We start from the raw sequence: 11,969 nt of genomic DNA on the forward strand, positions 1-11,969 counted from the left end.
TTTTGCAAATAAACGAAAACAAAGGCTTCCCAACTGAGATACCTATCATAGTTGAGGACGAGCTATTTTTATATCCATTTATGATAACACCGCTTTTTTTAAGCGACGAAGAAAATTTAAAAGCGCTTGAGCTTGCCATACAAGGAGAAACGCCGATCCTTGTCGTGCCTACAAAGCCCCAGCAAGACGGCGCTAGAGACTTTGACGGCATCTATGATGCAGGCGTGATCGGCACGATAATGCGCCGTGTGCCGCTACCTGACGGACGCGTAAAAGTGCTATTTCAGGGCATCGACAAGGGTAAAATTTTAAAACAATCAGGCATAAACCCACTCCGTGGCATCGTCGATATGCTCCACGTAAAGCGCCCATCACAGGTCAAAACTGACGCTCTCATCGTAGTTTTAAGAGAAAAAGTAAGAGAACTTTCGCAGTTTAGCCACTTTTTCCCGCCTGATCTTTTAAAGACGATCGAAGAGAGTGCTGAGGCGATCAGAGTTTGCGACCTAGTCTCAAGCGCGCTTCGCCTAAAAAAACAGATCGCTTATAGCTTTTTTGTCGAAGAAAATTTAGAGCAGCGCCTACTAAAGCTCATCGACTACGTCATCGAAGAGATCGAGGCAAACAAGCTTCAAAAAGAGATCAAAAATAAGGTTCATTCAAAGATCGACAAGACAAACAAAGAGTACTTTTTAAAAGAGCAGCTAAAGCAAATTCAAGCTGAGCTTGGAGCGGATACGAGCCGTGAAGAGGAGCTTGAGGAGTACCGCAAAAAGCTTGATGCGAAGAAGAAATTTATGGCTGAGGACGCCTATAAAGAGATCAAAAAACAAATAGATAAGCTCTCTCGCATGCACCCAGACTCAGCAGACGCGAACACCTTGCAAAGCTACCTTGACTGGGTACTTGAAATTCCATTTGAGAATGTAACTAAGAAAAAGTCATCTATCGCCGAAGTGAGCAAGCACCTAAATGCCGATCACTACAGCTTAGAAAAGCCAAAAGAGCGCATAGAGGAGTATTTTGCCTTGCGTGAGCTTTTGGAGCTTAGAGGTGTTGGTGAAAAGGTAAATAACGGCGCCATTTTATGCTTTGCAGGACCCCCAGGCGTGGGTAAAACAAGCCTTGCAAACTCGATCGCAAAGGCGCTAAAGCGTGAGCTAGTCAGGATCGCTCTTGGCGGACTTGAGGACGTAAACGAGCTAAGAGGCCACCGCCGCACCTATATAGGCGCTATGCCAGGCCGCATCGTGCAAGGGCTCATAGAAGCCAAGCAGATGAATCCAGTGGTTGTTTTAGACGAGATTGACAAAGTTGGCAGAAGCTACAGAGGCGACCCGACTGCTGTTTTACTTGAGATTTTAGACCCAGAGCAAAATAATAAATTTAGAGACTATTACCTAAATTTCAACATTGATCTTAGCAAGATCATCTTCATCGCCACAGCAAATGACGTGAGCATGATACCAGCTGCACTTCGTGACAGGATGGAGTTTATCGAGCTTAGCTCATACACCCCACAAGAGAAATTTGAGATCGCTAAAAAATATCTCTTGCCTCAAGAGCTTAAAAAGCACGGGCTAAAACCAAGTGATGTGAGCATCAGTAAAGAGGCGCTTGAGCTAATCATCAGCGACTACACAAGAGAGAGTGGTGTGCGAAATTTACGCCGCAGGATCGCTGATATACTAAGAAAAGTCGCCAAAAACATCCTTACCAAAAAGAATGAAGGCAAAATCAGCGTCACGGCTAAAAATTTAAAAGAGTTTTTAGAGAAAAAGGTCTATGAGATCGAGCCAGCTGACAAGAAAGACCAGATCGGCTTGGTAAATGGCCTTGCGTGGACGAGTGTCGGTGGCGACGTGCTAAGGATCGAGGCTATCAGGATCCAAGGCAAAGGCAATATGCAGATCACCGGCCAGCTAGGCGACGTGATGAAAGAGAGCGCTCAGATCGCATTTAGCGTCGTAAAAGTGCTGATAGACAACAAAAAGCTAAAAGTGCCGATGGCTATCGTGCCAAAATTTGACGACGACAAGCACAAGCTCGAAGCCAGCGACGTTTATAGACGCTATGACCTTCACTTACACGTGCCAGAAGGTGCGGTGCCAAAAGATGGTCCAAGCGCTGGTATCACGATGGCAACTGCGATCGCATCGATACTAACTGATACAAAAGTCAAACACGACATCGCAATGACTGGCGAGATCACACTAACTGGTAGAGTTTTACCTATCGGAGGACTAAAAGAGAAGCTGATCGCCGCTCACAAAGCTGGCATCAAAACAGCTCTGATACCTCGTAAAAACTATGACCGTGACCTTGTCGATATCCCAGCCGAAGTAAAAGCTGATATGAAGATCATCGCCGTTGATACGATCGATGATGTGCTAAAAAACGCTCTTGTAGCTAAAAAATAATCCCTACTCTAGCCCCATTTTGTCTAACTTGGGGCTAGGAAAAATTTTTACATTTATAATATGTTTATACTAAAAATCAAAAATTAAGTTTATTTGTTTATCTTTTAAGTAAAAAGTTTAAATTTCTAAAAATCTTTTTTTCAAATTTTTATAACTTTACTAACTTACCTTAGTGGACTACTAAAATTAGGTTGCGCTATGTTTAGCGCTAAAATTAGAGCCGTGATATGCTCGCTCATAAATTTTAAAATTTAATGAAAACTTTTGAAGGTCAAATTTAAATTTATAGCTATTTATGCTTTGCTTCGTGCTCTAAAAGCCAAATTTTAGTTGGCAGGCCTTCGCCGCCTGAGTAGCCACCAAGGCCGCTGTGAGAGAGCACTCTGTGGCAAGGGATGATGATAGGCAGTAGGTTTTTGGCATTTGCAGATCCCGCTGCGCGGTAAGCGTTTTTATGACCTGCAGCAAGTGCAAGAGCTGCGTATGTGGTCGTTTCGCCGTATGGCACTTTTTGTAAAATTTCATAAATTTTGGCTCTAAATTTGGTCGTTTTTATATCAAGTCTAACGCTAAATTTTTTAAGCTCGCCTTTAAAATAAGCCTTTAGTTCATCTAAACACAGCTTTAAATTTTCATCTTTTACCGCTACTTTTTCAAATTTATCTACAAAATTTATCTCACAAATTCCATTTTCGCTAGCAACGATCTCTAAAATTCCAATGGGCGATTTTAGGTAGGCTTTTGACACATTTGCTCCTTGAAATTTGAAATTTTGGGCAAATTTTACTTTAGATTGTTTTGCTTTTTGATAAAATGCAAGCAAAATCAGCGATTTTAGACTAAAAACGAGCAAAATCACAAAGGAAATTTATGGGCTTTTTTACCGACTACGAAAAACACGTGAGTGAGCGAGAAAAAGAGGGCGTGCCACCGCTTGCGCTAAATGCCAAGCAAACAAGCGAAATTTGCGAGCTAATGAGACTTGCTGGCAACTCTAGTGGCGATGAGAAGGCGCAAAACGAGCTAAAATTTCTTATAAATTTGCTCACAAATCGCGTAAATCCAGGCGTTGATGACGCGGCAAAGATAAAGGCAGAATTTCTTGGCGAGGTGATAGAAGGTCTTAAGATAGACGGCCTTGACGCGGTTCGTGCCATTAAAATTTTAGGAAAGATGCTTGGCGGATATAACGTGGAAATTTTGGTGCGAGCACTAAAAAATAGCGATGATGTTATCGCGCAAGCTGCGGCAAATGAGCTAAAAAACATTATCTTGGTGCATGAACATTTTGACGAGATCACAAAGCTAGCAAATAGCAATAAATTTGCAAAAGAGGTGCTTGTTTCTTGGGCAAACGCCGAGTGGTTTACGCATAAAAAGCCGCTTGATGAGTGCATAAATGCAGTGGTTTTTAAGGTGCCTGGCGAGACAAATACAGATGATCTAAGTCCTGCAAGCGAAGCCTATACAAGGGCTGACATACCGCTTCACGCAAAGGCGATGCTCGTTAAAAAGATGCCTGAGGGTTTGAAAATTTTACAAGAGCTAAAAAGCCTTGGTAAGAGCGTGGCATATGTTGGCGACGTGGTCGGCACTGGTAGCAGCAGAAAGAGCGGTATAAACTCTATCCAGTGGCACCTTGGCGATGAAATCGAGGGCGTGCCAAACAAAAAAACCGGTGGCATCGTGATCGGCACGACCATAGCTCCGATATTTTTTAACACCGCTGAAGATAGCGGCGCACTGCCGATAGTTGCAAACGTAAATGAGCTAGAAATGGGCGATGAGATAGAAATTTATCCATTTAAAGGCGAAATTTACAAGCTCGCAGGCAACGAAAAAAAGCTCGTGGCAAATTTTAAACTTAGCCCAAACACTCTAAGCGACGAGATAAGAGCAGGCGGCAGGATACCTTTGATGATAGGTAGGCAAGTGACCAAAAAGGCTAGAGAGGCCTTGGGGCTTGGCGAAGAGCAAATTTTCATAAAGCCAGATCAGCCAAAAGAGCTAGGCGGTGGCTATACACTCGCTCAAAAGATGGTCGGCAAGGCTTGTGGCAAGGCTGGCGTGAGAGCTGGGGCATACGTGGAGCCTGAAATTTTGACCGTTGGCTCGCAAGACACTACAGGGCCCATGACTAGAGATGAGATAAAAGAGCTTGCTAGCCTTAGTTTTGGGGCGGATTTTGTCTTGCAAAGCTTTTGCCATACGGCTGCTTATCCAAAGCCAAGCGACCTCGAGATGCAAAAGAGTTTGCCTAAATTTATGACGCTTCGCGGTGGGGTTAGCTTAAAGCCAGGTGATGGCGTCATCCACTCGTGGCTAAACCGCATGGTCTTGCCTGACACGGTGGGCACTGGCGGCGATAGTCACACGAGATTTCCTATTGGCATTAGCTTTCCAGCAGGTAGCGGCCTAGTAGCGTTTGCAGCGGTACTTGGAATGATGCCGCTAAATATGCCAGAGTCAGTTTTGATCAAATTTAAAGGCGAGCTAAAAGAGGGCGTGACGCTTCGTGATCTTGTCAATGCGATACCTTATTTTGCTATCAAAAAAGGGCTTTTAAGCGTTGAAAAGAAAAACAAAAAGAACATTTTTGCGGGCAAAATTTTAGAGATAGAAGGGCTTGAGAGTCTAAAAGTGGAGCAGGCGTTTGAGCTAAGTGACGCTTCGGCTGAGCGCTCGGCGGCTGCTTGCGTGGTAAATTTAAGCATTGATAGCGTCGCGGAGTACGTTCGCTCAAATGTTGCGCTAATTGAGGCGATGATAAAAGCTGGGTATGAGAGCCGTGAAACGCTTGAGAGGCGAAAAGAGAAGATGCAAAAATGGCTAGAAAACCCAACTCTTTTAAGAGCTGACAAGGACGCAAGATATGCTGAAATTTTAGAGATTGATTTATCACAGATAGATGAGCCGATTTTGGCCTGTCCAAACGACCCAGACGACGTGGCGACACTGAGTGAAATTTTAGCTGATAGCAAAAGAGCACACAACATCGACGAGGTCTTTGTGGGTAGCTGTATGACAAATATCGGGCATTACAGGGCGCTTGCTAGAATTTTAGAGCGTGAGAGTAAGCTCACTACTAGACTTTGGATCGCTCCGCCAACAAAGATGGATAAAAAGACGCTTGAAGATGAGGGCGTTTATGAAATTTTTAAAAGGTTAAATGCTAGGACAGAGGTGCCAGGCTGCTCGCTTTGCATGGGTAATCAAGCAAGAGTAAATGACAATGCCGTCGTTTTTTCGACCTCGACTAGAAATTTTGACAACAGAATGGGCATGGGCGCAAAGGTCTATCTAGGAAGTGCCGAGCTAGCTGCTGTATGCGCGCTATTAGGGCGTTTGCCAAGCGTTAGCGAGTATAAAAAAATAGTAAGAGATAGTCTTAGTTTAAATAAAGATCAAATTTATAAATACCTAAATTTTAATGAAATAAGCGAGTTTAGTATATAAATTTGTTACAATATCGCGAAATTTTAAGGAGCTTTGATGAAAAAAGTAGCTTTTTTTCTCTTTTTTAGCAGTTTTCTTTTTGTAAATTTACATGCATTAGAGTGCAGTGACCTTGCTAAAAAAGAGAGCTTTAAAACTACTCCAAACGAGCTTGCTTATGCGAATGAGGGGCTATTTTATTGCGATGGCTCGCTTTTAAATTTAAAAGAGGTAAAAGAGCTTTTTGATGCGAGTGTGGCTGTTAGAAGCGAGTCTCAAAGCTGCGTTGGCGAGGGCGTTTATAGAGAAAATTTAAATAAATTTAGATGGATCTTGCTAAAAGCCTCGTTTGCTCCTGAAATCTACCAAAAAGAGCTTGCAAAGCCAGAAGCGGCCGAGGCTCAAAAAGACGCTCAGATGGAGTACTTTAGATACTGGGCGAATGAGAGCCTGTTTAATTTCTTAAAATATAAAAAATTCAGCGAAGCTTATAAAAACGCTCAAACTCCGCTGGTTAAATTTTATGAGGCTTTAGGTGTTGATAGTGCAAGTGCCGCTTACTACGCAACTAGCGTGATAAATGAGTTTTTAAGCTTTAGCGTTGGCAAAAAGGTAAATAAGGCTAAGGCCCTAACTTCTGAGCAAAAGATGATGGCTCAAAAGCTAAGCCAAGACGAGCTTGCAAATTTGCTTTATTCTAAAAATTTCACCACCGCAGAGCTTACAAATTTACTTGATATAGCGCTACTAAATGACAAAAGTAGCGAGATAATAGAAGAGATCATAAGGCGCGGGGCGGATCTAAATTTAGGCGATGAGACACCGCTATTTTTTGCTCTTAAAAATTTAGAAAATGTAAAAATTTTGCTTAAAAATAGAGCCGATGTAAATCACAAAAATTTCTTTGGCAAAAGTGCGCTTTTTTATGCTGTGCAGTTTGAGGATGCGCCTCTTTGCGAGCTTTTGCTAAAAAGCGGGGCAAATGCAAACGAGAGCTACATCGACGAGCAATCTAAGATGAATATGATAAATTTAGGCATGATGCAAGTAGAGGATACGTGTGGCCTAGAGCATACAAACAGAAGCGTTTTCATGCACGCAGCAGCTCACGCGACGCCTGAAATTTTAAAGCTTTTGATAGATAACGGCGCTGATATGAACGCCACTGATGATGCGGGATTTAACGCGCTTGATTATGCGATCAAAGATAAAAACGAAAAAAATATTAAATTTTTAGAAGAGTTTGGTTTAAAGCCAAATTTTAATTAGGAAGAGATATGAAAAAGACAGCTTTTGTGACAGGCGCGACATCTGGCTTTGGCGAGGCGATCGCTAGACGACTTTCTAAAGAGGGCTACAAGATAGTAGCTCTTGCAAGGCGCGAAGATAGGCTAAAAAAGCTAGCAAGTGAGCTTGGCGATACGCATATCATCGTAGCTGACATACGTGATAAAAAGGCTGTTTTTGACGCAGTTGATAGCCTGCCTGATAAATTTAAAGATATCGAAGTACTTGTAAATAACGCTGGACTTGCCTTAGGACAAGAAAAGACGATAGATGCGAAGGTAGAGGACTTTGAGACGATGATAGACACAAATGTAAAGGGTCTTATCTACTCTACAAAGGCCGTTTTGCCGCTACTTTACAAGCAAGAAAAGGGCTATATATTTAATCTTGGCTCAACAGCTGGCTCGTGGCCATATCCTGGTAGCAACGTTTATGGCGCTACAAAGGCCTTTGTAAAGCAGTTTAGTCTAAATTTGAGAAACGATCTAGTTGGCACAAATATCAGAGTGACAAACATCGAGCCAGGGCTTTGCAAGACTGAATTTAGCGAGGTTAGATTTAAGGGCGATAAGGCAAAGGCTGATAGCATCTATGATCATACAAATTTCATCACGTCTGAGGATATCGCGACTATTTTGGTAAATTGTCTAAATATGCCTGGAAGTGTCAATATAAACAGGGTCGAAGTCATGGCAAATACGCAGACTTGGGCTGGACTTGCGATAGAAAAATTTTAAGGAGTTTATGTGAGACAAATTTTATTGTTACTATTTTTTAGTGTCGCGCTTTTTGGCGTTGATCCAGAAGTCGCCAAAAGAAATGCACAAATTTACGGCGTTTTCACGCTGATACCGCCAGTTGTGGCCATAGCGCTTGCTTTTATCACAAAAGACGTTATATTGTCGCTATTTATCGGTGTTTTTAGCGGAACATTTCTTATAAATATCGTTAATGAAAATGTATTTATGGGCATCATCAAAGGCTTTACAGGCATCGTTTCAAGAGTGGTTGAGTCAATGGCTGATAGCACCGATGCTGGCATCTTGCTTCAAGTGCTTTGTATAGGCGGCGTGGTCGCACTTATCACAAAGATGGGCGGCACAAAAGCAGTTGCTCTTTGGCTTAGCAAAAAGGCAAAAACTGGCGTCTCAGCTCAAATTTCAACTTGGCTTATGGGTATCTTTGTATTTTTCGATGACTACGCAAACGCCCTAATCGTTGGTCCTATCATGAGACCAATAAGCGATAAATTTAAAATCAGCCGCGAAAAGCTAGCCTTCATCATCGACGCCACTGCAGCACCGATTGCAGGTATTGCTATCATCTCTACATGGGTCGGACTTGAGGTTTCGCTCATTGAAAAGGGCTACGAGCTTATCGGCGAGACTGGCATAAACGCTTATTCTATATTTATCGAGACCATTCCATATAGATTTTACAACCTCTTTATCTTGTTTTTCATCGTCTGCACAGCCTTGATGCAACGCGAGTATGGCCCTATGCTAGCAGCCGAAAGACGCGCTAGAAAGGGCGAGCTTCACTCTGGCAAAACTCAAATTCAAGACCTTGAAGACAAGACTCTTGAGCCAAAAGAGGGTGTAAAACTAAGCGCTTCAAATGCGATAGTGCCGCTTCTTGTGCTAGTTATCGGCGCATTTACTAGCTTTTATTTTAGTGGTCTTGCTGCACTTGAGGGCGATACTCTTAAAAATGCACTTGCAAATCCGCTTTCATTTTCAACATTTAAAGATACTTTTGGCGCAGCTGACTCTGCTACATCGCTATTTCAAGCAGCATTGCTCGCTAGCATAGTAGCTATCACGATGGGCGTTTGGCGCAAAATTTTTGATGTAAAAGAGGCTATTAGCACGTGGGTAAAAGGCTGGAAAACTATGATCATCACGGTCGTCATCTTGCTTCTTGCTTGGAGCCTTAGTGCGGTTATCAAAGAGCTTGGCACTTCAAGATATTTGGTTGATCTACTAAGTGATTCAACGCCTAAATTTATCTTGCCAGTGGCTGTTTTCATTCTTGGCTCATTTATTAGCTTCTCAACTGGCACCAGCTACGGCACGATGGGCATTTTGATGCCTCTTGCTATCCCACTAGCTTACGCAGTGGGCAAAAACTACGGCTTAGATGGCGATGCGATGCATGCTTATATGATCGTAAATATCTCAAGCGTTCTAACTGGCGCTATCTTTGGTGATCACTGCTCGCCGATATCAGACACTACAATACTTTCATCAATGGGCGCAGGATGTAGCCACATCGATCACGTCTCAACGCAGATGATCTACGCACTTAGCGTTTGTGCGGTTTGTGTGCTTGTTGGCTACTTGCCGGTCGCACTTGGTCTTAGCGTTTGGATCGCACTTCCTTGCGGATTTTTAGCGATCTGGGCTTTGGTTAGATTTGTCGGTAAAAAAGTAGAAGAGAAAGCGGCATAAATTTGGACTGCAAATACCTAAAAGAGTGCGGATCATGCACTCTTTTTACCCCTTATAGTGAGCAAATTTCATTTAAAACTGATCTTATCAAGCAAAATTTTTCCCACTTTTATGAGGGTAAATTTGATCTTTTTAGCTCAAGCCCAAAGCACTACCGCACGAGGGCTGAGTTTGGCATCTGGCACGAGGGTAGCAAGCTTAGCTATACGATGCACGCAAGCGAGAAGGGCAAAAAGGTCTTTATAGATGAGTGCCCAAAGGTTTGCGAGCAAATTTCACATCTCATGCCAAGGCTACTTGAGAGCTTGCAAGATGATGAAAATTTACGCACAAAGCTCTTTGGAGTGGAGTTTATAGCCTGTAAAAGCGGCACTTTAGTCACGCTTCTTTATCACAAAAAGCTTGGTAGTGAGTTTGAAACGGCTATGAAAATTATAGCTAGCAAGCTTGATGTGATGATCCTAGCTAGATCACGTGGTCAAAAGCTGCTAAGTGGTGAGCTAAATTTGGTTGATGAGCTAAATGTTGATGGGCAAATTTATAAATTTAGCCTAAGTGAAAATGCCTTTATCCAGCCAAATAAAGCGGTAAATGAGAAGATGATAGCTTGGGCAAAAGAGTGCGTTGAGGGTGGCGCTGACCTGCTGGAGCTCTACTGCGGACATGGGAATTTTACGATCCCACTTTCGTTTAAATTTAAAAACGTTCTTGCCACTGAAATTTCAAAAAGCTCGATCGCAAATGCCCTTAAAAACTGCGAGCTAAATGGGGCAGAAAATATCAAATTTTTGCGAATGGACGCTGATGAGCTGATGAGCGCATTTGCTGGCGTTAGGGAGTTTAATAGGCTAAAAGATATAAGCTTAAACGACTTTAATTTCTCGCACGTCCTTGTCGATCCGCCACGCGCTGGGCTAAGTGAAAGTGTCATAAATTTCATTAGAAATTTCAAAAACATCATCTACATCTCGTGCAACCCAGATACGCTAAAAGAAAATCTAAATGAGCTTACTAAAAGCCATAAAGTGATAAAATTTGCGCTCTTTGATCAGTTTGCCAACACTCATCACATCGAGTGTGGCGTGCTACTAGAGGCAAAAGATAAATTTTAAAAGGAAAGTTGAAAATGGTTTCATTAAACAAAATAATCCAAGCAAAGATAACGATCGGTCACTTTGTAAATAAAACTCCGTTTGCGCTAAGTGCAAAACTTAGCAAAATTTTGGGCGCAAATGTCTATCTAAAAGAAGAAAATTTACAACGAACCGGAGCTTACAAGATAAGAGGCGCTTACAATAAAATAGCTAGCCTAAGCGAGGAGGAGCGAAAACGTGGCGTCGTGGCTGCAAGCGCTGGCAATCACGCTCAAGGCGTGGCGATAAGCGCAAAAGAATTTGGCGTGCATGCTTGCATCGTCATGCCAGAATCAACCCCACTTCTAAAGGTAGCTGGCACGAAGGATCTTGGCGCTGAAGTGATCTTAAAAGGTGATAACTTTGATGAGGCGTATGAATTTGCAGTAAATTACGCCAAAGAAAAAGATATGACCTTTGTTCATCCATTTAACGATGAGTACGTCATGGCAGGGCAGGGCACTGTGGGTCTTGAGATGCTTGATGAGATAAGCGACCTTGATATGGTTGTAGTGCCAGTTGGCGGTGGTGGCTTAGCTAGCGGCGTGGCAAGCTGTATAAAGCAAGTCAATCCAAAAACCAAAGTCGTTTGCGTCGGTGCAAAGGGCGCTCCAGCGATGTTTAATAGCTATGGCGCTAAAAAGAGCATAAACTCAAAGTCGGTTCGCACCATAGCTGATGGTATCGCTGTGCGTGATGCGAGTGAGATCACGCTTAAAAATATTGTTGAGTGCGTGGATGAGTTTGTTCAGGTCGATGATGAGGAGATCGCAACTGCGATTTTGTTCTTGCTAGAGACGCAAAAGATCGTCGTTGAAGGAGCTGGCGCAGCTGGCGTGGCAGCACTTATGCATGATAAGATCAAATTTAAAAAAGGCGCAAAGATAGGCGTGGTGCTAAGTGGTGGAAATATCGATGTTCAGGTGCTTTCTATCATCATCGAAAAGGGTCTTATCAAGTCTCACCGCAAGATGACCTTACAAATCACACTTGTAGATAAGCCAGGAGCGCTCATGAGCCTAACTGATAGCTTAAAATCAGCAAATGCAAATATCGTCAAGATCGACTACGACCGCTTCTCTACTAAGCTTGACTACGGCGATGCAAGCATCACTATCACGCTTGAGACAAAGGGCCTTGAGCATCAAGAAAAGATCAAAGATACGCTTAATAAAAACGGCTTTTCTTTCACTCAACTCTTCTAAATTTACAAGCTCGCTACCTTTAAAGTAGCGAGCATTTCT

The 11,969-nt window shown here is 42.7% G+C and carries 8 protein-coding genes; 7 read left to right on the top strand and 1 reads right to left on the bottom strand.

Annotated elements, in window-relative coordinates; genetic code table 11:
- The first annotated feature begins 2 nt into the window (after nucleotides 1–2).
- On the top strand, nucleotides 3–2,420 hold the full coding sequence (gene lon, locus CVS89_RS03590) for an endopeptidase La (protein ID WP_107848218.1): 2,418 nt from the start codon (nucleotides 3–5) through the stop codon (nucleotides 2,418–2,420).
- A 289-nt stretch (nucleotides 2,421–2,709) separates the two neighbouring features.
- On the opposite strand, the gene CVS89_RS03595 is transcribed toward lon, so the two are convergent.
- On the bottom strand, nucleotides 2,710–3,168 hold the full coding sequence (locus CVS89_RS03595) for a methylated-DNA--[protein]-cysteine S-methyltransferase (protein WP_107848238.1): 459 nt from the start codon (nucleotides 3,166–3,168) through the stop codon (nucleotides 2,710–2,712).
- Nucleotides 3,169–3,290: 122 nt separating this feature from the next.
- On the opposite strand from CVS89_RS03595, the gene CVS89_RS03600 reads away from it, so the two are divergent.
- Genes CVS89_RS03600 through ilvA form a run of 6 tightly spaced genes read left to right on the top strand, consistent with a single transcriptional unit; the run spans nucleotide 3,291 to nucleotide 11,930 of the window.
- Nucleotides 3,291–5,876 (top strand): bifunctional aconitate hydratase 2/2-methylisocitrate dehydratase, encoded by a 2,586-nt coding sequence (locus CVS89_RS03600; protein ID WP_107848219.1) that lies wholly within the window; start codon nucleotides 3,291–3,293, stop codon nucleotides 5,874–5,876.
- 36 nt (nucleotides 5,877–5,912) lie between these two features.
- The gene (locus tag CVS89_RS03605; protein ID WP_107848220.1) at nucleotides 5,913–7,124 is read left to right on the top strand and encodes an ankyrin repeat domain-containing protein; all 1,212 of its coding nucleotides are present in this window, start codon (nucleotides 5,913–5,915) and stop codon (nucleotides 7,122–7,124) included.
- Nucleotides 7,125–7,132: 8 nt separating this feature from the next.
- Entirely contained in the window at nucleotides 7,133–7,879 is a 747-nt protein-coding gene (locus tag CVS89_RS03610) for an SDR family NAD(P)-dependent oxidoreductase (protein ID WP_107848221.1), read from the top strand.
- A 9-nt stretch (nucleotides 7,880–7,888) separates the two neighbouring features.
- Nucleotides 7,889–9,592, top strand: coding sequence for a Na+/H+ antiporter NhaC family protein (locus CVS89_RS03615; RefSeq protein ID WP_107848222.1), 1,704 nt, complete (start codon nucleotides 7,889–7,891; stop codon nucleotides 9,590–9,592).
- A gap of 2 nt (nucleotides 9,593–9,594) precedes the next feature.
- Nucleotides 9,595–10,704 carry a tRNA (uridine(54)-C5)-methyltransferase TrmA gene (gene trmA, locus CVS89_RS03620; RefSeq protein ID WP_107848223.1) on the top strand — a complete coding sequence of 370 codons (1,110 nt, stop codon included), beginning with the start codon at nucleotides 9,595–9,597 and terminating at the stop codon, nucleotides 10,702–10,704.
- A gap of 14 nt (nucleotides 10,705–10,718) precedes the next feature.
- Nucleotides 10,719–11,930 (top strand): threonine ammonia-lyase, encoded by a 1,212-nt coding sequence (ilvA, locus tag CVS89_RS03625; protein ID WP_009293964.1) that lies wholly within the window; start codon nucleotides 10,719–10,721, stop codon nucleotides 11,928–11,930.
- Nucleotides 11,931–11,969: the final 39 nt, after the last annotated feature.

This window comes from Campylobacter concisus, assembly GCF_003048615.2.
GTDB classification, from domain to species: domain Bacteria; phylum Campylobacterota; class Campylobacteria; order Campylobacterales; family Campylobacteraceae; genus Campylobacter_A; species Campylobacter_A concisus_C.

Excerpts from the sequence above, each read along its gene's own strand:
- CVS89_RS03610 (WP_107848221.1), top strand. The coding sequence starts at position 7,133 with ATGAAAAAGACAGCTTTTGTGACAGGCGCGACATCTGGCTTTGGCGAG.
- CVS89_RS03600 (WP_107848219.1), top strand. The coding sequence starts at position 3,291 with ATGGGCTTTTTTACCGACTACGAAAAACACGTGAGTGAGCGAGAAAAA.
- CVS89_RS03605 (WP_107848220.1), top strand. The coding sequence starts at position 5,913 with ATGAAAAAAGTAGCTTTTTTTCTCTTTTTTAGCAGTTTTCTTTTTGTA.
- ilvA (WP_009293964.1), top strand. The coding sequence starts at position 10,719 with ATGGTTTCATTAAACAAAATAATCCAAGCAAAGATAACGATCGGTCAC.